Annotated in this window: 21 protein-coding genes; 1 reads left to right on the top strand and 20 read right to left on the bottom strand. The window is 41.2% G+C overall.

Going from position 1 to position 21,241, the window contains the following annotated elements; translation table 11 throughout:
- Positions 1 to 21 precede the first annotated feature (21 nt).
- From Q7657_RS13285 to flgK, 9 genes are all read right to left on the bottom strand, one after another.
- Positions 22 to 1,062, bottom strand: a complete 1,041-nt coding sequence (locus Q7657_RS13285) for a sensor histidine kinase (protein ID WP_107164888.1) — start codon at positions 1,060 to 1,062, stop codon at positions 22 to 24.
- Positions 1,063 to 1,415: 353 nt separating this feature from the next.
- A complete protein-coding gene (locus Q7657_RS13280) occupies positions 1,416 to 2,861 on the bottom strand; it encodes a sigma-54 dependent transcriptional regulator (protein ID WP_053988537.1) in 1,446 nt (481 codons plus the stop codon).
- Between the two features lie 273 nt (positions 2,862 to 3,134).
- Positions 3,135 to 3,536 (bottom strand): flagellar export chaperone FliS, encoded by a 402-nt coding sequence (fliS, locus tag Q7657_RS13275; protein WP_053988538.1) that lies wholly within the window; start codon positions 3,534 to 3,536, stop codon positions 3,135 to 3,137.
- Between the two features lie 52 nt (positions 3,537 to 3,588).
- A complete protein-coding gene (locus Q7657_RS13270) occupies positions 3,589 to 3,888 on the bottom strand; it encodes a flagellar biosynthesis protein FliS (RefSeq protein ID WP_107164887.1) in 300 nt (99 codons plus the stop codon).
- Positions 3,889 to 3,899: 11 nt separating this feature from the next.
- Positions 3,900 to 5,285, bottom strand: coding sequence for a flagellar filament capping protein FliD (fliD, locus tag Q7657_RS13265; protein WP_107164886.1), 1,386 nt, complete (start codon positions 5,283 to 5,285; stop codon positions 3,900 to 3,902).
- Between the two features lie 11 nt (positions 5,286 to 5,296).
- A complete protein-coding gene (locus Q7657_RS13260; protein WP_107164885.1) occupies positions 5,297 to 5,722 on the bottom strand; it encodes a flagellar protein FlaG in 426 nt (141 codons plus the stop codon).
- Positions 5,723 to 5,792: 70 nt separating this feature from the next.
- Positions 5,793 to 7,217, bottom strand: a complete 1,425-nt coding sequence (locus Q7657_RS13255) for a flagellin (RefSeq protein WP_107164884.1) — start codon at positions 7,215 to 7,217, stop codon at positions 5,793 to 5,795.
- Positions 7,218 to 7,415: 198 nt separating this feature from the next.
- Positions 7,416 to 8,651: a flagellar hook-associated protein FlgL gene (flgL, locus tag Q7657_RS13250; RefSeq protein WP_107164883.1), complete on the bottom strand. Its 1,236-nt coding sequence runs from the start codon at positions 8,649 to 8,651 to the stop codon at positions 7,416 to 7,418.
- Between the two features lie 12 nt (positions 8,652 to 8,663).
- Positions 8,664 to 10,997 carry a flagellar hook-associated protein FlgK gene (flgK, locus tag Q7657_RS13245; RefSeq protein WP_107164882.1) on the bottom strand — a complete coding sequence of 778 codons (2,334 nt, stop codon included), beginning with the start codon at positions 10,995 to 10,997 and terminating at the stop codon, positions 8,664 to 8,666.
- Between the two features lie 193 nt (positions 10,998 to 11,190).
- Between flgK and Q7657_RS13240 the strand changes: the two genes are divergently transcribed.
- Positions 11,191 to 11,379, top strand: coding sequence for a hypothetical protein (locus Q7657_RS13240; RefSeq protein ID WP_008986434.1), 189 nt, complete (start codon positions 11,191 to 11,193; stop codon positions 11,377 to 11,379).
- 127 nt (positions 11,380 to 11,506) lie between these two features.
- Here Q7657_RS13240 and flgJ read toward each other — a convergent pair whose 3' ends face one another.
- The 11 genes from flgJ to Q7657_RS13185 all read right to left on the bottom strand — a co-directional run bounded on the left by flgJ (position 11,507) and on the right by Q7657_RS13185 (position 21,094).
- Complete coding sequence (gene flgJ / locus Q7657_RS13235; protein WP_107164881.1) at positions 11,507 to 12,496, bottom strand: flagellar assembly peptidoglycan hydrolase FlgJ; 990 nt, start codon at positions 12,494 to 12,496, stop codon at positions 11,507 to 11,509.
- A 30-nt stretch (positions 12,497 to 12,526) separates the two neighbouring features.
- Positions 12,527 to 13,618 carry a flagellar basal body P-ring protein FlgI gene (locus Q7657_RS13230; RefSeq protein WP_107164880.1) on the bottom strand — a complete coding sequence of 364 codons (1,092 nt, stop codon included), beginning with the start codon at positions 13,616 to 13,618 and terminating at the stop codon, positions 12,527 to 12,529.
- Between the two features lie 47 nt (positions 13,619 to 13,665).
- Entirely contained in the window at positions 13,666 to 14,436 is a 771-nt protein-coding gene (gene flgH / locus Q7657_RS13225; protein WP_181319785.1) for a flagellar basal body L-ring protein FlgH, read from the bottom strand.
- 52 nt (positions 14,437 to 14,488) lie between these two features.
- The gene (gene flgG / locus Q7657_RS13220; RefSeq protein WP_045069669.1) at positions 14,489 to 15,277 is read right to left on the bottom strand and encodes a flagellar basal-body rod protein FlgG; all 789 of its coding nucleotides are present in this window, start codon (positions 15,275 to 15,277) and stop codon (positions 14,489 to 14,491) included.
- Between the two features lie 16 nt (positions 15,278 to 15,293).
- Complete coding sequence (flgF, locus tag Q7657_RS13215) at positions 15,294 to 16,043, bottom strand: flagellar basal-body rod protein FlgF (RefSeq protein WP_008986429.1); 750 nt, start codon at positions 16,041 to 16,043, stop codon at positions 15,294 to 15,296.
- Positions 16,044 to 16,218: 175 nt separating this feature from the next.
- Positions 16,219 to 17,574, bottom strand: coding sequence for a flagellar hook protein FlgE (gene flgE, locus Q7657_RS13210; RefSeq protein ID WP_107164878.1), 1,356 nt, complete (start codon positions 17,572 to 17,574; stop codon positions 16,219 to 16,221).
- Positions 17,575 to 17,580: 6 nt separating this feature from the next.
- A complete protein-coding gene (gene flgD / locus Q7657_RS13205; protein WP_107164877.1) occupies positions 17,581 to 18,306 on the bottom strand; it encodes a flagellar hook assembly protein FlgD in 726 nt (241 codons plus the stop codon).
- Positions 18,307 to 18,323: 17 nt separating this feature from the next.
- A complete protein-coding gene (gene flgC / locus Q7657_RS13200) occupies positions 18,324 to 18,740 on the bottom strand; it encodes a flagellar basal body rod protein FlgC (protein WP_008986426.1) in 417 nt (138 codons plus the stop codon).
- A 3-nt stretch (positions 18,741 to 18,743) separates the two neighbouring features.
- Positions 18,744 to 19,139 carry a flagellar basal body rod protein FlgB gene (gene flgB / locus Q7657_RS13195; protein ID WP_107164876.1) on the bottom strand — a complete coding sequence of 132 codons (396 nt, stop codon included), beginning with the start codon at positions 19,137 to 19,139 and terminating at the stop codon, positions 18,744 to 18,746.
- Between the two features lie 124 nt (positions 19,140 to 19,263).
- The gene (locus tag Q7657_RS13190) at positions 19,264 to 20,091 is read right to left on the bottom strand and encodes a CheR family methyltransferase (protein ID WP_008986424.1); all 828 of its coding nucleotides are present in this window, start codon (positions 20,089 to 20,091) and stop codon (positions 19,264 to 19,266) included.
- A 67-nt stretch (positions 20,092 to 20,158) separates the two neighbouring features.
- The gene (locus Q7657_RS13185) at positions 20,159 to 21,094 is read right to left on the bottom strand and encodes a chemotaxis protein CheV (RefSeq protein ID WP_107164875.1); all 936 of its coding nucleotides are present in this window, start codon (positions 21,092 to 21,094) and stop codon (positions 20,159 to 20,161) included.
- Positions 21,095 to 21,241 lie beyond the last annotated feature (147 nt).

Here is a 21,241-nt window from a genome sequence, read left to right as displayed (position 1 = left end):
GAGTTCGTATCACAGGTATGCTTACGACGCTGCTAACTGACGCTGAATATTTTCTTGTGAAGCCATTGGAATAGTTAACGTAAAGCTCGTGCCTTTCCCAACTTCTGACTGCAAAGAAAGCTTGCCATGATGAGCAAGAGCTACCATCTGTACCACGGCTAAACCTAAGCCTGTGCCTTGCTTGCGAGTGGTAAAAAACGGCTCTAATACTTTGGCTTGAATATCTGGTTCAATACCCGGACCGTTGTCGGTCACCGATAGCAAAATATCATCACCCATCACATGACAAGACACAGCTACTGAGCAACCTTTTCCTGACATTTGAATAGCATTCGTTATCAGGTTGCTGATCGCACTCGCAAGCGCATTTTCATTGCCTAAAATCACTAAGGATTCATCATCACAATCGATACTAAAATCGACGTTTTGACTCATCACTAATGCTTCAACCATATTTTCCATGCTGTTAAGCAAAGCCTCTAAACTGAAACAGTTCACGACTTTGTTGTCGCCACCTTTCGCAAACAACAGCATGTCGTTCACTTGCTTTTCAAGATCTTGTAGACGATCAACAAGCTTTGTTTGAAAACGTTCACGGGTATTCACAGGCAAGTTAGGCGCAGATAAATTAGCAGCATAAAGCATGGCACTAGATAGCGGGGTTCTAACCTGATGTGCCAGCGACGCCACCATTTTTCCTAATGATGATAAACGCTGCATTTCACTTAATCGTGACTGTAACTGGCGAGTTTCTGTCATATCAGTAATCACAATTAACTGACCAGCAGCGGATGCTGAAATTGCCAGTTTTACCTTTCGGCCTGATCGCAGTGAGATCTCATGACCATCATCTTCTTGAGGGTTAAAACAACGTTGAATAATATCAACCCAACGCTCTCCCTCTAATGGCTCACCGAGCAAACGTAACGCTTCATTATTGGTTTCACTGACAATGCCTTTAGGATCTAACAAAATCACCCCAACCGGCATCACTTCAAGCACTTGCTGATAACGCTCGACTTGTTGTTCTAATTGTTCTAATGCCGTCGCTTGATCATCCATGCACGAAACCTAATAACAAAAAATTCAATATAATTTATAAAAAAGCAAATTACATGCCAAATATAATTCTTATAAATCAGCCAATTAAAAGTAAATAAGATTAAATTACGATGTCAAAAAAATGACAATCGATATAAGTATTAAGTCAATAACGAAAAAGGCACAGATTGATGAAAGGGATTTGGGATATTGAGCGAGAAAATAGATCGAAGACAAGGATAGCTAGCTTATATCGCTATAAAAATAGACAGAAAATACAGCTTAATTAGAGACACAATCTCTGTATATCATTGAAAAGAAAAAGCCGATGTCAAATTAATGACATCGGCTCCATATTCAATAATAGCGTAATATTAACTTTCTTTGCTTAAGCCATATTTACGCATTTTTTCAACCAGTGTCGTACGACGCATACCCAGCATATCAGCTGCTCTTGCGACTACTCCAGCTTGGGCATCTAATGCTTGCTTGATCATATCAACTTCAAGATCAGCCAACATTTCTTTTAGGTTCAAGCCTTCAGGTGGAAGCTCACTATTAGCGACATTTTGTTCTTCTTCATAAGAGGAGAACATACTCGCTAACGCTTCTTGCTCTAACTCTTCTACACTTGGTACTGCATTTTCAGGTGTGAAGTCTGGAAGCTGACCATAGCGATACTTAATCGGTAAGTGGTTAATATCAACCATTTCACCTGGGTAAAGAATACATAGACGCTCAACAAGATTAGCTAATTCACGTACGTTACCCGGCCAGCTGTGCTCCATTAATGAATTAATCGCACGTGGGGTAAAGTGAATACGCTTCGCACCCTCAGCTTCCATACGAGTTAATAATTCTTGCAACAATAATGGTAGATCTTCAATACGATCACGCATTGCTGGCATATCGATTGGGAACACATTTAAGCGATAATACAAATCTTCACGGAATAGATTCTCGTGGATCATCTTATCTAAATCACGATGTGTTGCCGCAATAATACGTACGTTAGTTTTGATTGTTTCGCTACCACCGACACGTTCAAAGCAACGCTCTTGCAGTACACGTAATAATTTCACTTGCATCGACATCGGCATATCACCGATTTCATCAAGGAATAACGTACCGCCTTCGGCTAATTCAAAACGACCTTTACGTGCAGAAATTGCTCCCGTAAATGCCCCTTTCTCATGACCAAACAATTCACTTTCTAAAAGATCCGGTGGAATCGCACCACAGTTCACAGGAACAAAAGGACCTTTACCGCGGGCTGAATGATAGTGAACATTACGTGCTACCACTTCTTTACCCGTACCTGATTCACCTAAAATCAGAACGCTAGCATCACAAGCCGCTACTTGTTCCATCAAATGACGAATTTGACTAATAGCAGAGCTGCTACCAACCATACTACGGAATAAGGTATTTTTACGGCCTAACTGAGGGACTTGGTAAGCACGCTTACCAGAGAATTCTTGGCAGTGACGGAAAGCATCAACGAGCTGATTATAGTGTAGAGGTAATTCAAGATCGCCAACATAGTTCGCTAAACCAGAAAGATGACTACGATGGTTACCTAATGAAACAACCGGAATGTGCGCCTGCACTTTCAGTGTATCGATAATATGAGTGAGTGTTTTGCCTGCTTCAATATTACCCAGTAAGCACGCACCCCACGGCTGTTGCCATAATTCGGCTTCAATATCTTGTGATGAAACAGCTTCATACTGCTCGCCCACAAAACTTAGAATTACACTAAGATCATGACGTTGCTGTTGATCGTCCTCAATAACGAGTGTCTTTGCTAAACCTTGCATAGAATGGATATAGCCTGCCTTCATAGAAATGATGTAATTACTGGCTTACTCATGAAAATGAGAACCACAGCCAATATTATTACAGTCTATTGTAATTAAACAACAAGATAAGGCAATATTTGATAGCAGAAAGGTGTGATACCAATACAAGGATATATAAAATAATAGGATGAATATGGCCCATTTACAGCAATTCATCCTATATCTATTATAAATTAGTAATATTTTACAGCGTTTCGCTACCAATATGCATCAAAACACGCACTTATTAATTTAACTTGCTTCACTTAAGTGATGATATTCCGCTGGAATCTGATCCCATGCTGATTTAATTTCACGCAGCATACCAATCACATCATCAATCGGCTTAGTTTGATTTTCAGCGTTTGCGCGGGTAATTTCGCTCGCCATAAACTCATACAAAGCATCAAGATTCTTAGCAATATCACCGCCATCTTCCATTGATAGGCAATCACGCAAGCTTAATACGATATCTAATGCTTTACTTAAACGCTCGCACTTTACCGCTACATTGCCTTGCTCCATTGCCGCTTTGCCTTGGATCAAACGCTCAATCGCACCTGCATATAACATTTGAATAATACGATGAGGCGACGCACTTGCTAACTGTGCATTAACTGAAACTTTTTTATATGCCTGAAGAGAACCACGCATGATGTAATCCCTTATTTAATAAGTGAAATCAAAATCAACAAAACCAAGAAGGCTACAAACCGTTTTGTTGAATATTGCTGTAAAGTGATAACGATTGTTTGCTCTTTTTCGAACGCACTAAACGCTCACCAATAATATCTTTATGCTTTTGAATTAAGCTTTTTAATGCTTTAGTGCGTGCTACCACATCATCGAAAACGACGCGCGTTAAATCAGGTTGGCCTAAGATGTTTTCTACCTCTTGATGACGCAGAGCAACCAAATTTTCCAATTGTTTAGGAAAATCATCAGGATAATCTTGCTGCTGTAAAAGCTGTTCAATCTGCTGTTCGAGTTGAGTTAATTTTTCCATTTTCATTCACTTTAAAATGTCATTAGGCTCATCATGGTATTCAGCTGATTATTCATTTTTCCAATAGCTGCATCCATTGCGGTAAACTGTTGATAGGTTCGTTCTTCATAAGCTTTCATTCGCTCATTTAAATCATCCATATCATCGTTTAATCTGTCTTGCTGCTCTTTTAAACTTTTCTCTTTATTGGTTAGAGAGCCGTCTGTTGAACTGGTGTAACCTTTAAAAATAGCTTCGGCTTTATCAAGAAAACCCTTTTCATCGGTATGGAAAAAAGCGTTAAACGCATTAAAGTTATCTTTTAATGCATCATCTAACTTATCGTCATCAATCTCGATTTTTCCGTAACGGTCAGTGGTAATACCAAAATCACTTAAACTATAAGTTCTGCCATCAACTTCGATCCCCGCATTCATCATATTTCGCATTTGACTGATAATTGAGCGGGTTAAACTATCACCGTTTAATGGGCCACTAGATTTAGACTCTACATCGTATTTACTTAAACTATCTGCGGTATCGATAAACTCATTGTACTTTTCAACGAAGGATTCAATAGAAGACTTTGCCGTTGAAGTATCGTTAGTGATATCAATCGTTACGAATTTAACATCGTCAGTATCCGTGAGTTTTTTAATATCGAGTGTTACACCTTCAATGGCATCTTCGATTTTATTACTACTACTGGTAATTTCGGTGAAGTTATCAATTTTAATTTTGGCATCAACACCGTTTTGCATCTCGACCATATCGGCATTGGCTGTTGGATTGGCAGGATCAAAGCTTAATTTAGCTAGCTCCCCTGTCATCCCTGATGCATCAATAGAAATTTCATTGGCAACACCAGTTTCAGTGCTTGAGAAAACAATTTTCGAACCGTTGGCATCATTAATAACTGTTGCTGTTACACCGGGGTTATCTGCAGAATTATTAATTGCATTCAGTACATCTTTTAAACTGCTTTTATCTGGATCAATGGTGACAGACATGGTTTTACCATCAACCGTAATTTCCAAATCGCCCGATCCCAGTTTTGCTTTAGGATCTGCATCAAAGGCATTGTTGGTGACCACTTTATGAGATTTAGCAATTTCTAACACTTCAACGGTATAACTACCATTTTTTGCTTTATCTGATGCTTCAACAGATACAAAATCTTTCTCAGATGATTTAGCTGATTGACCTGCAAATACTTTATCTTCAGCAAATTTTTTCACCATATCTTCTAGACCAGATACTGCAGATTTAATTTGCCCATAGCCACTTAACTGTACTTCCAGTTTTTGTTGCTGCTCTTTAATGCGCTGCTCTTTCGGCGCACGTTCAGCGGCAACCAATTGTTGCGTCATACCAGCAACATCTAAGCCAGAAGCTAAACCACCTGCACTTAACCCCATGAGTTTTCCTTTTACACTTTATGACTTAACGAGCCTAAACCGTACTTGGCCAAATTTTTGTTTAAATCTAGCAATTCTTGTGCCGGAACTTGTCGAATAACTTCACCGGTTTTGTTATCAACGATCGTGGCGATTGGTTTACCTGATTCATCATCTTGATGGAAACGTAACGATCGATTAGCAGCTTGTAATGCCATTTCAATCTGCTTAATTCTCTCTTGTTCCGACTTTTGCTCTAGCAAAGATGAATTAAGGGGATCGTCAATGTCACTGGAATCAATAGGATTAACGGCCTTTATCGATGATAAGGAGGGTTCAGAGCTAACAGTTTGTTGCTCTAAACCTTGAGGGGAAGTGTGACGAACTTTCTTATCGCCATCCATATCCTGATTAGAGGTTAAAGACGATGAAAAGATATTTATCGGATTGATCGCCATAGCCAGTCCTTAGCGATATCGCTGTCAGTAAAAAGCCCTGCATAGAAAATACAGGGCTTCATTTTAATGCTTAACCCAGTAGGCTAAGCGCTGCTTGTGGGATCTGCTTCGCTTGCGCAAGAATAGATGTACTTGCTTGTTGAAGGATTTGATTCTTCGTCATGTTAGTCGTTTCAGCTGCAAAGTCGACATCTTTAATACGGCTGTTTGATGCATTTACGTTTTCGTTGATGTTTGCAAGGTTATTTAGCGTGTGGTTAAAACGGTTTTGTACCGCACCTAAATCTGCTCGTTGTGAGTCAATCCCAGCAATAGCTGCGTCAATAACGTCTAGTGCGCCTTGAGCACCACTCTGACTTGTAATATCGATATCTTTAACAGTGCTTAAAGATGAATTACCAGCTGCAGTAGTAATGGCTCCAGCAGTACCAGTTACCGAAAACTTATCACTAGAACTAAATGTTAGTTCTGAGTTAACTACCGCTCCACCATCATCTACTGCGATTGCTGTACCTGCATTACCAGTAGAATCTACTGTTGCCATTGTTAAAGTTGGATTTGCTGCAGCTGCAGGACCTACAGCTTTAATACCAGCAACATCCTCAGCTTCGATCTGCAATTTACCTGTAGACTTATCATAAGTAGCATTATATCCATCTTTACCGATATCACTGGCAAGCTCAGACATATCACCATTATAAGTGCTTAAATCATAACTTGTTGTACCAATCTCCAGTGTACCAGTATCGGCAGCAGTCAGATTAGCCAACTCAACACGAGCCGTAGCCTTAGCTTCAACACCAGTACCCAATGCACTCAAGGCATCAGCTGCTGCTTTAGCATCCATTGCTGAAATATCAGTAGAAGCTGAAACACCATTTGGACCTGATATAACTATATCATCTGCGTCTGTTGCTACACCGTATGCTAGACCTGCTGCTGCTGCTGCGCCAAATACAGTACCAGCACCTGATTTCTGGTGTTGACCAATATCGCCAGAAGCAACACTTGATAATGAAACATCAATAGTCTCATTCGCATTTGAGCCAACTTGGAAGGATTTCGTACCGAAAGTACCATCTAATAACTGTTGACCACCAAACGTTGTTGTATCTGCAATACGGGTCATTTCTGTTTGTAAGGCACTTACTTCTTTTTGAAGTGCTTCACGGTCTTCTGCTGAGTTTGAGCCATTCGCTGCTTGAAGAGACAAATCACGCATACGTTGTAGCATGTTTGTTGTTTCTGACATCGCGCCTTCAGCCGTTTGCGCCATAGAGATACCATCATTGGCATTACGCATAGCTACGTTTAGACCGTTTGTTTGGCTGGTTAAACGGTTTGAAATTTGAAGACCTGCTGCATCATCTTTTGCAGAGTTAATGCGAAGACCAGAAGAAAGTTTTTCCATGCTATTAGCAACGCCGTTGCTTGCACCGTTTAGGTAACGCTGGGCGGTCATTGCAGAGACGTTAGTATTAACTGTAACAGCCATAATTTTAGCTCCTTGATGTGATACCCAGCGATTCCCGGGCTAACTAAGTTTTTCCTGTTGTGATTTCTTTAACGGCACAGTCAGAAAATGCTTTAATGTTTTTTTTATTTTTTTTCTTATCAAGGGTTAACTTTTTTTTACAGTAAGTTAGACAAAAAAAAGCGGCAACTTATTGCCGCTTAATTCTATGGCAGATAGCTATAAATAATTAAATAATGTGAGTTCTTTTGTCTTATTAAACGCAGCCTGTGATGCTTGCAGTGCCATCGATTGTTCATTCATATCAATAATTGCTTTGCTGTAATCAAGATCTTCTAAGCCGCTTTGTGCTTTATTCAAGGTTAATTCAAAATCTTTGTGTTGTTCGCCCTGTCTATCAAGGGTTTGTAACACACTACCAACCTGCGAGCGCTGCTGGTTCATGTGAATGAATGCGCCATTTAAATCATCAATAACACGTTGTAAATTGGCATTACCTTCTGCTGATGACGTTGGCTGCTCTGCGTTGTTAATCGCATCTTGAAGAGAGTCTAAAACGTTAAAGGTTTTACTCGGGGTTAACGCGACACTATCACCAAGTTTTATTTCACCATCAAATTGAAAGTCTAACGTTCCCGCACCACCAGCAGCTGCGAGATCAAAGCTTATCCCCACTTTAGGATCATAAGTATTTTGATCTAATAGTACCCCCGTTGTTGAGTCCCCTTGATAAAGTTGATATTCCATTACACCTGCATTATCGACAAACTTAACACTGTAATTATTGGTATCGTTAGGGTTGCTATTTGTTGCCGTTAAAACATGTAGCTGCGAGTCTGGTTGTAAACCAGAAAAGTCAGGGCGGTAATCACCGTAAGGGTTGGGTATCGCCATGAAGACATCATTACCCGTTAAGCTGGTCTTCACCTCTAAGTTTTTATCTATTTGGCTATGACGCGCTTGATCATCTCCTTGATAAACAATGGTTGGCGGCGTTTGCCCATTTTGCATAAAAGGTTTGGTGGCTGATTGTGTACCTGCAAAAATATAGTTACCCGATTCATCTTGAGTATTCGCTAACCCTAATAACTCATCATAAAGACTCTGCAATTCATCTTTAAATGCACTGCGATCTTCCGCTGCCATAGCACCGTTGATCATGCGAATGACTTTTTGTTTCGTCACATCAAGATTATTCTCTACACCCGTTAACGTTGATTCCGTCACATTCATGCGGTTGGTCGCTAATGTTATCGCATCTTGATATTGCGTGATGAGTGTCTGCTCTTGACGATAATTCTGAATCATTACTGATGAAACAGGATCATCACCCGCGGTTAATACGCGTCGACCCGTCGCTAAATGTTCATTACTGGTATTTAGTTCACCCTGCTTACGCATTAAATTCGAAGTTAAACTTTGATACTGACTGGCAGTAGAAACTCGGTTAATCATGATTTACTCCTACTACACGGTACGCATCAAGGTATCAAAGGTTTCTTTAGCAACTGACATGATCCGAGAGGATGCCATGTAAGATTGCTGAAACTTCATGAGATTTGCCGCTTCTTCATCAAGGTTAACACCCGAGATATTCGACACTCGCTCAGATGCTGCATCAAAATCCAATTGGTTCACTTCTGCGGTTTTATCAGCATTGCTTTTTTGCATACCGATATCTGTCGCTAACCCTTCGAACAAATCAATCACGCTTGATTTGCCCTCGTTCATGGTTTTCTCATGTTGGATTTGCTGCATTGCTAAAAAGTTACTGTTGCCACCGACCGCATTAGTCCGGCCTAAAGTCACCGTAAAGTTATCCCCTACTTGACCATTATCCGTCAATGACAATGTCGGGGCCGTTTGGCTTGCAAAAGTAATTTCTTTATTCACGTTAGTTAATGGATAAGCCAGTGATTGGACGGTATTACCCGAATCATCTTTTAAATCCATTAGGGTGTTCGTTTTAGTATTCGTTACTGTTAACTTATCAGAAGCAGTGATGGCTAACGTAAACGTATCACCAATCGCTGCACCTGAAGTTAAACTTGCTACGCTAATTTGATCACCATTGCTAGCAACCATGGTTAATACATTACCCGTTGTTGTAAGCGGATAGTCTAGCTCGTTAACAACAGCACCCGTAGCATCAACTAAATTAATCGGATTATTTGCAGCATCTACCATGCTAAGTTTATCGCCCGCACCATTTAAGCTAAGGGTATACGTGCCTTGTGCCACTGTGGCACCAGCAGCTTGAATAGCCGTCAGCGTCGCTGTACCATTATTAACTGCAGGGTTAGTCGCGGTTAAATCAGCACTGTTAATGATGTCGACTCTGTAGGTGCCCGCTAATTGGTCAGGCACTAACCCGCCGGCTTTATTGAGCTCTGCTGTTCCAACATTATTTGGGTTAGCTTCAATACTGGATATTTTATTCCCTGCTAGGCCACGAGGATCTGACATCTCCACGCTAATGTTTGCCGCACCACGACGCATCGGCTGAATGATGACGGTCTCACTTTGTCCTGCCGCAGGGGGATTGCCCATCACAGTATTCATGGTTAACGTTAAACCATCGACACTGACAGCTAAAGGCATTGTCGCTGTTGGAGATATAAGTGGATTGCCGTTTGACTGTTTCATTTCATTGCCAGCGGGATCGAACAATCTAAAGCTGTAATCAGTGCCATCAAATTCAGTTGTAAGCTGGTATTCTCCCGTTTTTAACGTATTTACATCATCAATTTTGACATCAATATCAGTTTGACTACCTAATGGCTTTAAAACTCGCTCTTTCATTAAGTTAGGGTTGTTAACATCATAAAAAATAGCGCTTCCAACCGCACCTGAGAGATCGGTACCCGATTGCTGTAAATCGTTTATTTGCTTTGAAAAGCCAATCGCCATTCGCCCCATTTCATCGAGACTTTTATCTATTACATCATCACGGATCGACAACATGGCACCTAATCCACCGCCAATGTGATCACTTTTAATGGCTTTGGCTTGATTACCGTTAACAATGGCAATTTGTTTATCTTCTAAATCAGGATCGCCACTCACCATTTTTAATTGTGAAGATTCAACGCCAGAGACTAAAGTATCACCACTGCCAATAATCACTTTATCCGCAAGGCTACCTTTATCAGCAAGCACGGTGACTTTAGTATATTTCGCTAATTCATTGATTAAGCCACGTTGTTTATCTAATAAGTCGTGGTTTTTATCGCCATCAGGTAATTCTTGCAAGCTGGTATTAATAGCGGCAAGTTCTTGCCCTAATGCATTCACACGTTCAAGTGTTACATCCAGTTGTTCATTCACATCTCGACGTATGTTAGTCAGCGTTTCATAAGAATTATTAAAACTGTTTGCTGCTTGATTGGCGCTTTCTAACACAGTTTGTCGAGAGCCAAGATCGTTAGGGTGATCTGACAATGAACGTACCGAGTTATAAAAATCGTTCATGCTGTTAACGGTATTAACCGCACTTTTTGAGGTAAAATCATCTAACATCATCATGTGCTGCTGACGTACATTAGATTCTTCAAGTTGGGTAGTAGAAAGCGTCAGTTCACGGGCAGCAAACTGATCATAAGCACGATTCACACTATCAATATAGGCACCGCTACCGTAATAGTTACCACCACTCCATTGCGCATCTGCGGCTTTTTGATCAACGACCTGACGGCTGTAACCCGGGGTGTGAACATTACTAATATTATGGCTGGTAACATCCAGTTGCTTTTGCGATGTTCGCAAGCCACTGATACCAAGCTGCATTAAATCCGACGCCATACTGATTCCCTAACTTATCAACAAAGTGATTTATTCACTGCCTACTTTGCAAAAATCGAACCAACTTAATTAACAAATATATTCTTTATTTAAGTTGATATTTAATTCAATTTAATGATGGTAATAAATTACTGTTTGTTTATAATTTAAGAGCTCAACCTAAATTAAAATCAAAATATAAAGGAAGATAAATATGAACCTATTAGTATCAGGATTAATTGGTTACGCATTAAAGGAAGTGGTTGTCCCGCTAGTAAAAGAAACCTTTGATGATAACAAGACAGAAGAAAAACAAGTACCTGAAAAAGAAGTGGAAAATGCACTTTTTGAAAGTAACGATCTGATCAAGATGGTATCAAATATTATTGATATCGTGGTGTAACCCTATATTAAAGACATAAGGAAACTTCCATCAAATACTATTTGATAGAATATTTACTTTTTATTTAATTATTACCTTTCTTTTAATTTTCCCTTTATTTCACTCCTTTTTTATTAACCCTCTTTTATCACATTAATGTTTTCACCTTTTTCATTACTGCTAATACTTTGGTGCTGTAATTAGGATCGGTGGCATATCCCGCTTTATGCATCTCACGAACAAATTGATCCGGCTCACCCGTATGTTTAAGTGCCGTTGAGTAACGAGGGTTCTGCTGTAAGAACTTCACGAAATCTTGAAAGCTATCTTGATATGAACCATAAGAACGGAAAGCAGCATTTTCTTGCACTGCAACACCGTTATGGTATTCCAAGGTGCGTGTGGCAACCTTTTGCCCACTCCAACGGGGATCAGCTTTAATATTAAATAAATTATTACTGGTACCAGCCGCATTTTTGATCACTTTTTTACCCCAACCCGTTTCTAATGCCGCTTGAGCGATCAAAATCGCAGGATCGGTGCCTAATGCACGGGCTGCTTTCGTTGCATAAGGTGTCATGTGGTCAACAAAAGCTTTCGGTGTTTCAAAACTATCAGGTTCTGGTTGCTGACGCAGTGGTGGTTGTACGTCAGCTGCTTTTAAACGTTGCTTGTATTGCTCTAATACTTGTTTGGCTGCTAGCGAGTTTTGATCTTCTTGCTGCGGCATGTGCAAAGGCTTCGGCTTAGCATCAATCGGACGCACAAACAGAGGATCGGTATTTTCTTTTTTCGGGAACAAATCAGTGGTTGGTGTATGTGGCTTTTTCTCCCCCTCTTCACCACCAAGTTGTTTAACAATCATATCAGCCAAGCCTAAGCTCCCTTGGGTACTTAGCTGAGATGACATTTGCTCATCATGCATTTGCTGATAAAACTTGCTGTTATTACTGCTCATAAGATCAGATTCAAAAGCAGTGTTAGCATCACGCATGGATTTAAACAGCATTTGGGTAAAAATCGCTTCAAACTGGTTAGCCGCCTGACGCAATGAACCCTTGGAATCTTCACCAATACCCGCACGTAATCGATCGAGATTACTAATATCATGAATAAAACCGGGATCAACTTGCTTCATGTCGCTATCCTTGTGTTTGTTACATCACAATTAGATGATGATCAATTGCCCTTCAATGGCACCCGCTTGTTTCAATGCCTGTAAAATTGCCATTAAGTCAGATGGGGCAGCCCCCACTTGGTTTACCGCTCGTACTAACTCATCAAGCGTGACACCCGGTTCAAACTTAAACATGCGAGAATCGGATTCTTCAATGGTAATATTACTGTTCTGCACCACTGTGGTTTCACCACCAGCAAACGCATTTGGCTGACTGACTTTCGGGTTCTCTTTAATCGAAACTGTCATTCCACCGTGAGTAATGGCTGCTGGTTTTAACTTCACGTGCTGACCAATAACAATGGTTCCTGTACGTGAGTTAACAATAATTTTTGCCGAGCCTTCCGCAGGATCAAATTCAATGTTCTCAATGGTTGAGAGAAACGCAACACGCTGGCTCACATCACGAGGCGCACGCACTTTAATCGACGTCGCATCGACAGCTGATGCCATGTTAGGCCCTAGGAACTGATTGATAGAATCCGCCATACGCTGAGCCGTGGTGAAATCTGAATCGTGCAAGTTAAAAGTTAAGTAGTCACCACGCCCAAATGGATTCGGGACTTCTTGTTCAACCATTGCACCGTTAGAAATTCGACCGACGGTTGGGGTATTGCCTATTACTTTTGAGCCATCCGCCCCTTCAGCACTAAAGCCCCCCACAACCAGTGTTCCTTGAGCTATTGCATAAACCTTGCCATCTAAACCTTTAAGGAAGGTTTGCAATAATGTGCCACCACGTAAACTCTTGGCAGAACCAATGGAAGACACTGTTATATCAATGGTTTGACCTTGTTTAGTAAAGGGTGGCAAAGTTGCATTTACCGCAACGGCAGCAACGTTTTTGATCTTAGGTTTCGTACCCACCGGCAATTGAATGCCGAAGTTTTGAAGCATGGCGTTAAAGCTCTGATCGGTAAACGGCGTGGTTTCGCCAGTACCCGGTAAGCCGACCACCAGGCCATAACCCACCAATTGGTTACTTCTCACGCCAGCAACGGATGCTACATCTTTAATACGAGCAGCATTCGCCGAGCTAGATAATAAAACGAATCCTAGAAGGATAATTGTGCGGAAATTCAATTTACTCTCCCGTCCCTGAGGCGTGATGTTTTTATAAAAGCCAATGCTTAGAAAGCAACATTAAAGAAGCGTGATAACCAGTTCTGATCTTGCACATCTTGGCGATCACCTGTGCCTGAATATTGAATACGAGCATTAGAAATACGGGTCGAAGCAATGGTGTTATCTTGGCTAATATCATCAGGGCGAATATGCCCACTAACACGAATGTATTCATCACCTGTGTTTAGGGTTAGCCACTTTTCACCACGGATCACCAAATTACCGTTATTCAGCACTTCCACCACTTCCACCGAGATAGAGCCTTTAATGCTGTTGCTTTGATCTGCTGACGTTGAACCTGCGAAAGTGTTGTTATTGGACATACCGTAAGACAGATTGTAATCACGAATAGTTACTGGCTTACCACCAAGCTCAATCGGCTGCATCTTCAAATCGGTTGATTTGTCGAGATCAGAGCTTGCACTCTTTTTCGCTGCGGTTTTCTCTTCCAATAGAATCGTCACGATATCACCAATACCACGTGGCTTAGTATCATCGTAGAGATCTTGAACTTGTGCTTGATTAAACAAAGAGCCGGTTGCTGTAGCGTAATGTTCAGGCTTATCTTGTGGACGAACAGGGTTCCATGCAGGATCGCCAGCTTCAGGATCTTCACGTTTGCGGATCATATCAATTAGCCCTTTCGACTCTTTCTCTTTGCCTTCTACCGCATCAACATTCGTCGTGGCTTTTTCGATATCACTGCCTGCAACATCAGGTGGTGTTGACATACACCCCGTCAGCACCAAGCTCAATACCACTAATGATCCTTTCATCCATTGACGATTCATTCTGTTCACCTGATCGTGATTTATCTATTTCAACTTATTAAAGCTGCTGGTTAACGTAGCTCAACATCTGATCGACTGTTGAAATGACTTTTGAGTTCATCTCGTAAACACGTTGCGCTTCGATCATGTTTACTAGCTCTTCAGTCACGTTTACGTTAGAAGTTTCTAGCATCGATTGACGAATAGAGCCGTAACCTTCTAAGCCCGGTGTCCCTTCTTGCGGATCGCCACTGGCACCTGTTGGTAAAAACAAGTTCTGACCAATTGGCTCTAAACCACCAGGGTTTATGAAATCAACTGTGGTAATTTGACCTAACACTTGGTTTTCTTGCTCGCCACGAATACGAGCTGAAACTTCACCATCAGTACCTACTGTGATGCCCACCGCATCTTCAGGCACGACAATTTCAGGTTGTACTGGGTAACCACTGCCGCTTGTTACTAATTGACCATCAGCATTAATGGTAAATTGACCGTTACGGGTATAACCGATGTTGCCATCAGGCAATAGCACTTGGAAAAAGCCATCACCTTCAATCATCATATCCATAGCGTTATTCGTCGTCTGAGTATTACCTTGGGTAAATACCTTTTGCGTTGCGACGACTTTAGAACCCGCACCCAACATTAACCCTGTTGGTAGCGTAGTATCTTGAGTTGATTGACCACCTGGCTGATTAATATTTTGATAAAACAGATCTTCGAAAACCGCACGGCCTTTTTTAAAACCAACCGTTGAGGCGTTCGCCAAGTTGTTTGAAATGGTCGAGATATTCGTCTGCTGCGCGTCAAGACCGGTTTTACTTACCCATAGAGCTGGATGCATTGTTCTGTCCTTTTAATTAGCCAATACGCATAAGAGAAGAAGATGACTTGTCCATTTCTTCTGCGGTTTTCATCAGTTTTACTTGCATTTCAAAGTGGCGTTGAAGATCGATCATACTGGTCATTTCAGATACCGCATTGACGTTACTGCCTTCTAACATGCCTTTTGCAAGTGTGACATTCGCGTCCGCATCCATTGGAATACGATCGCCTGTTAATTTGAATAAGCCATCGGTATCTTTAAATAGGGCTTGGTTATCGACGCTCACTAACTTAATACGATCAACAACTGCCATCGCATCCGGTGGCGCGCCCTGTGGCAATACTGAAACCGTACCGTCTTTGCCGATTTCAATCTTGCTAATAGGTAGAGGAATAAAAATAGGACTGTCGTTTTGACCTAATAACAATTGACCATTGCTGTTTTGTAACATGCCCGTTTGATCAATTTTTAAATGACCAGCGCGGGTATAAGCTTCTTGCCCTTTGGCATCCATCACCGCTAACCAACCATCACCTTGGATCGCCACATCTAAATCACGTCCGGTATTAATCACTGAACCTTGAGCAAAGTCGTTGCCCGGACGTTCAGCCATTGAAAACACACGGCTTGGCATACCTTCACCATAAGCTTGCATACTACGCGCTTGTTGTAAGTCGGCACGAAAGCCTGTGGTATTAACGTTCGCCAAATTATTGGCATGAACTTGCATACCGTACATGTCTTGTTTTGCGCCACTCATGGCTAGATACAGAGCACGATCCATTTTTTTGACACTCCTATTTCCTAACAGCATCAATAAAGCAAGAACTAAGCCAATTATATTTTTCTTTTATTTACAGAGGATTAATCGCAGATAGAGAAGAAATAACAGAGGAAAGGAAAAAATTTGCCGCTTCATTCATACCCTGAAGCGGCAATAGGATAGAAACTATTTAATCTTAACGGATTTGTAGAATATTTTGTTGTAGCTGGTTATTCACATCAAGCGCACGAGAACTTGCTTGGAAGTTACGCTGTGCGGTGATCAAATCCACCAGCTCTTGAGTCATATCAATGTTTGACTGCTCAAGCGTACCGCTCTTAATCGCACCAAATGAACCTTGTGATGCATCGCCCCAAATGGCTTGACCTGATTCTTGAGTGGTATTCCAAAGTGTTCCGCCTAACTGCGCTAAACCTTGTTCATTAGAAACACGAGCTAACGCCACACGCCCAACAACAACATCTTTACCATTTGAGTAAGACGCTAAAATATTGCCTTCAGGATCAATATCAACCTTTGATAGATAACCCGTTGTTGCACCATCCACATCTTCAAATTTACGCACTTCAAATGCTGATGCGTACTGAGTGGGATCATCGTAATTCATATTTAATGATTGCGTAGGATCTGCACCACCAACATCAATACCTGCCGATGCAAATGTTTCCATCTGAATATTTAATGGTTGTCCAGCTTCAGGCTGACCATTTTGATCAAATCGCATACGGTAACCCGTAACAACTGGAGCTGTAGGATCGGTATTATCAATAACTTGGTAAGCCGCAGGAACACTTGCTGGGTCTGGCTTTAATAGTCTTTCTTCGCCACTATTATTCGTAATAGTTTGGTGTACTTCCCACGTATTAGCGTTAGTTGGAGTCGCATTTGGATCATATTTTGCCACGTAGTAAGTCGTCATTTTATACGGCTTACCCAGTGAGTCATAAATGGTTGATGACGTCGAACGACTAAAAGAATCAGGATCTTTAAAATCAAATGTGCCGTTTTTAGGAGCCGTTTCTTTATTAGGTAGATTCAACGATACCTTGATATTGTTCGATTTAGTTGGCTGCCCAAAAATATCATCGATCTTCATTGATTTTGCTTCATAAGAAGCCACTGTATTTGACTCTTTGTTTACTGGGTAGCCCAATAAAAACTTACCTTCAGAGTTCACTAGCTCATTTTCATTATTTAAATGAAATGCACCATTACGCGTTAAGTTATTGTTTGCAGGTTCATTTTTATTATCAGCAACGGCAAAAAAACCAGAACCAGATACACGTAAATCCAATGGATTATTGGTATAAATACTTGAGCCTTCGTGGAACTGCTGAGCAACCGTTGATGTTTGTACACCGCCACCCGTGGTGGTTTTGGCATTAGAGAAAATCGAACTTGAATACACATCGCCAAACTCAGCACGCGATTCTTTAAAACCAAAGGTGTTAGCGTTGGCAATGTTATTACTGGTGGTATTAAGATCTTTTTGAGCAGCGCCTAGTCCACTCAACGCAATGTTCATACTCATATTCGATTATCCTTTTTGTGTCGCTTTACCAATTTGCAGAACATCAGCCAATTGAACTGGCTTATCGAAGCCAGCGAGATTCAACATCACCTGACTATTATTATTACCTAGCAGCACGCTGTTTACGTTAGCGTGTGTTAGCACTTCAAAGTTTTGGCTCTCGCCTTGCACGTTGCCAGAAACAGAAAACTTGTACATACCTTCCGGCATAACATTGCCGTCATCATCTTTACCATCCCAAGTAAAGGCATGTTCACCAGCAGGTTTTGCACCAAGGCTTAACGTTTTTACTAACTCACCTTGCGCGGTTTCCACACGTAAGATCGCGTTATCAACGCTGTTACTCAGACGTGCCATACCAGACATTTCACCTTCACTACTACGCATTGCTGTAGAGTTTGGTATTAACACGTCTTGCCCAACCAAGGATGAGGCTTGTAGCGCTTGGTTTGATGTCATCGCACTGTTAAGTGAGCCAAACTGCTCATTCATTTTGTTAATGCCATCAACGGTGGCAAATGATGCCATCTGTGCAATCATTTGATCGTTACCAACAGGCTTGAATGGGTCTTGCTGCGCTAACTGCTTTGTTAATAAAGACAAGAAATCATCTTGTTTAAGCTGATTTTTACCTGTGACTTCTTGCTCTTGTTCTACTTTCTTGTCTTGCATGCTTTTTAGCTGGTCAAGGTAAGAAAGATTGCTGTTGCCAGCACCATTGATCGTGCTCATTGTGTCAACTCCTTACCTTATTTACCCATCTGCAAGGTTTTCATTAGCATTTGCTTACTGGCATCAGCTACTTGAACATTATTCTGGTATGAACGAGACGCTGAGATCATGTTCGCCATCTCTTCCATCACATTCACATTTGGTTTGTAGATAAAACCCTGTGCATTCGCCATTGGGTGATCTGGATTGTATTCCGCTGTTAACGGACGCTCACTTTCTACAATACCTTTTACTTGCACCGGCACACTGTCTTCACGGTTATACGATGCCGATTCTAATGCGGCAGCGAAAATCGGATGACGAGCTTTATACGTTTCTTCTGCTGAGCTACTGACACTGTTGGCGTTAGCAAGGTTACTTGATGTGGTATTCAAACGAACAGATTCCGCACTCATTGCCGATCCCGTTACATTAAATACATTAAATAAACTCATTTATTATTCCCCTTTCAGTGCCTTGCTCAGGTTCTTAAACTTGGAACCTAGAAAGTCTAATGATGCTTGGTACTCAATACTGTTTTGCATAAACAAGTTTTGCTCAAGTTGCGCATCAACCGTATTACCATCGCCTGTATCAGGTTGGGTTGGTACACGGAACTTCTGCTCACCTGTGACTTGAGCTGTGGCATTAATATGCCGCCCATTCGTTCGACTTAGGCCAATATTTGCCCCAGATGTTGCCGCATTAAGCGCACGCTGAAAGTCTAAATCTTTCGCTTTATAACCTGGGGTATTAACATTGGCGATATTACTCGCAAGGGTTTCTGCACGCTTTGCACGTACGCCAACCGTATGCTGGTGAACCCCTAATGCTTTATCAAACGAAATGGACATATCTTGCCTCCACAATTACTTAGCAGTAATAAAGCAAAGACAGTGCCAATTTTAAGAAATGAGAATATAGAGAGATAAAAATGCGATAGAAACAAAAAACGCTACCTCAGTAGCGCTTTTTCCATTATTTAAGTTTGTAGATAATCCCTGGATTACAGCGGATCATCTCAAATTGCTCAGTTAATCCCGTTAACGACTCTGATGCTCCAAGGAATAAGTATCCGCCCGGGTTTAAACTTGCCGCCAATTGGTTTAACACTTTCGCTTTCATTTCTGGTGAGAAATAAATCAGTACATTACGACAAAAAATAACATCGAACTTACCCAGCAGTGCATAGCTGTCTTTTAAGTTTTGCGGCCTAAAGTTAACCATTTGCTTAACTTTCGCATTCACCTTCATTTTGCCATCACCGTTATCTTCAAAAAACATACGACGACGCTCAGGCGATAATCCTCGGCTTAACGCTAAGTTGTCATAAACCCCTGCACGGCAGGTTTCTAACATGGTCTGAGAAATATCTGTTGCCGTGATCTGAATCGAAGGTAAGAAACCAGGACGCTTAGCTTGTGTTTCTAATACTGTCATCGCCATCGAATACGGCTCTTGCCCTGAAGAACTAGCAGCCGACCAAATTTTAATTGGGCGCTTGTTTGCCGCTAATTCAGGTAAAATTTTCTCTGCTAATACAGTAAATGGATAACCATCTCGGAACCACAAGGTTTCATTAGTTGTCATCGCATCCACCGCCGCAATACGTAATTCACGATTACGTCCTGCAATCACATTTTGCAGTAATTCGGAAAGCGATGATAAAGAAAAACGGTTCACTAACGGGCTTAAACGACTACGCACTAAGTATTGCTTGCTATCGCCTAACACGATGCCACATTGAGTTTCAAGAAATCGGCAAAACTCACGATATTCTTGATCATTTACAGTTACTGCTGTCATTTACAACTCTTCTTTGTCAGTACGTTTCGGCATTAAATGCTCAATAATTTATAATAATTTTGGGTAATTACGCTGATGTTGCCGGCACATCTGGCATCGCACCTTTTACAGCGCGGCCTAACTCATCAGGGTTAAATTTAGGAATAAAAGCATTGGCTCCAACGCGCTCAACCATAGCTTGGTTGAAAACACCGCTGAGAGATGTATGCAAAATCACATGCAGATCTTTTAATTTTGGATCGTTTCGAATTTCAGCCGTTAAGGTGTAACCGTCCATTTCTGGCATTTCAATATCAGAAATAATCAATGACAACTGCTCGTAAATCGAACCTTGCTCTGCCATTTCACGTAATTTCATGATGGCTTCTTTACCATCCTTGACCAATACACACTCGCATCCAATCGCTTCAATCGCACGTTGAACCTGCTTACGGGCAACGGTTGAATCGTCAGCAACCAGTACACGGCGTATCGCAGGGCCATTTTCAACTAAATCCTCTAATACACTGCCAGAGATATTGGTATTAACCGGTGAGATCTCATCGAGGATCTTCTCCACATCCAAAATCTCAACCAATTCACCATCAATTTCTGTTACCGCAGTCAGATAGTTACTGCGCCCAGCACCTTGTGGCGGCGGCAAAATCGATTCCCAGTTCATATTAATAATGCGCTCGACAGATGAAACCAGAAATCCCTGTACTGAACGGTTAAATTCAGAAATAATAATAAAGCAGTTGGTCAAATCCGTAATTGGACGACCACCTGTTGCCAAACTCATATCAATAACGGAAATAGTTTGCCCTCGGATGTGAGCCACACCTTTAATAAGAGGATGTAAGTTTGGCATTGCGGTTAACTGTGGGCACTGCAACACTTCTTTTACTTTAAAAACGTTAATACCATAACGCTGACGTCGGTTTAATCGAAATGTCAGCAGTTCTAATCGGTTTTGTCCGACTAACTGTGTCCGCTGATTTACTGAATCCAAAATACCTGTCATTGGATTAACTCCCTGTCGTATTTAAGTCCGCTCGCGAACACAAGTTATCCACTCACGATCACATCAGATAAATAATCAATATATTAGAATATCTACCTATCATAGCGAATGTTATAGTAATTCTAATCATGACCAAAGAGCATTTAC

The organism is Candidatus Photobacterium acropomis, from assembly GCF_030685555.1.
GTDB lineage: Bacteria > Pseudomonadota > Gammaproteobacteria > Enterobacterales > Vibrionaceae > Photobacterium > Photobacterium lucens.
The sequence above is the reverse complement of the archived record's forward strand: the minus strand, read 5'-3'. Positions and strand labels throughout refer to the sequence as shown.

What these genes read in the sequence shown, in the direction of transcription:
- flgE (WP_107164878.1), bottom strand. Translation starts at nt 17,574, where the DNA reads ATGAGTATGAACATTGCGTTGAGTGGACTAGGCGCTGCTCAAAAAGAT.
- flgB (WP_107164876.1), bottom strand. Translation starts at nt 19,139, where the DNA reads ATGTCCATTTCGTTTGATAAAGCATTAGGGGTTCACCAGCATACGGTT.
- Q7657_RS13260 (WP_107164885.1), bottom strand. Translation starts at nt 5,722, where the DNA reads ATGGCGATCAATCCGATAAATATCTTTTCATCGTCTTTAACCTCTAAT.
- fliS (WP_053988538.1), bottom strand. Translation starts at nt 3,536, where the DNA reads ATGCGTGGTTCTCTTCAGGCATATAAAAAAGTTTCAGTTAATGCACAG.
- flgK (WP_107164882.1), bottom strand. Translation starts at nt 10,997, where the DNA reads ATGGCGTCGGATTTAATGCAGCTTGGTATCAGTGGCTTGCGAACATCG.
- Q7657_RS13280 (WP_053988537.1), bottom strand. Translation starts at nt 2,861, where the DNA reads ATGCAAGGTTTAGCAAAGACACTCGTTATTGAGGACGATCAACAGCAA.
- flgH (WP_181319785.1), bottom strand. Translation starts at nt 14,436, where the DNA reads ATGAAAGGATCATTAGTGGTATTGAGCTTGGTGCTGACGGGGTGTATG.
- flgG (WP_045069669.1), bottom strand. Translation starts at nt 15,277, where the DNA reads ATGCATCCAGCTCTATGGGTAAGTAAAACCGGTCTTGACGCGCAGCAG.
- Q7657_RS13190 (WP_008986424.1), bottom strand. Translation starts at nt 20,091, where the DNA reads ATGACAGCAGTAACTGTAAATGATCAAGAATATCGTGAGTTTTGCCGA.
- fliD (WP_107164886.1), bottom strand. Translation starts at nt 5,285, where the DNA reads ATGGGGTTAAGTGCAGGTGGTTTAGCTTCTGGCTTAGATGTTGCTGGT.
- flgJ (WP_107164881.1), bottom strand. Translation starts at nt 12,496, where the DNA reads ATGAAGCAAGTTGATCCCGGTTTTATTCATGATATTAGTAATCTCGAT.
- Q7657_RS13240 (WP_008986434.1), top strand. Translation starts at nt 11,191, where the DNA reads ATGAACCTATTAGTATCAGGATTAATTGGTTACGCATTAAAGGAAGTG.
- flgD (WP_107164877.1), bottom strand. Translation starts at nt 18,306, where the DNA reads ATGAGCACGATCAATGGTGCTGGCAACAGCAATCTTTCTTACCTTGAC.
- flgL (WP_107164883.1), bottom strand. Translation starts at nt 8,651, where the DNA reads ATGATTAACCGAGTTTCTACTGCCAGTCAGTATCAAAGTTTAACTTCG.
- Q7657_RS13255 (WP_107164884.1), bottom strand. Translation starts at nt 7,217, where the DNA reads ATGGCTGTTACAGTTAATACTAACGTCTCTGCAATGACCGCCCAGCGT.
- Q7657_RS13270 (WP_107164887.1), bottom strand. Translation starts at nt 3,888, where the DNA reads ATGGAAAAATTAACTCAACTCGAACAGCAGATTGAACAGCTTTTACAG.
- Q7657_RS13185 (WP_107164875.1), bottom strand. Translation starts at nt 21,094, where the DNA reads ATGACAGGTATTTTGGATTCAGTAAATCAGCGGACACAGTTAGTCGGA.
- Q7657_RS13285 (WP_107164888.1), bottom strand. Translation starts at nt 1,062, where the DNA reads ATGGATGATCAAGCGACGGCATTAGAACAATTAGAACAACAAGTCGAG.
- flgC (WP_008986426.1), bottom strand. Translation starts at nt 18,740, where the DNA reads ATGAGTTTATTTAATGTATTTAATGTAACGGGATCGGCAATGAGTGCG.
- flgF (WP_008986429.1), bottom strand. Translation starts at nt 16,043, where the DNA reads ATGGATCGTGCTCTGTATCTAGCCATGAGTGGCGCAAAACAAGACATG.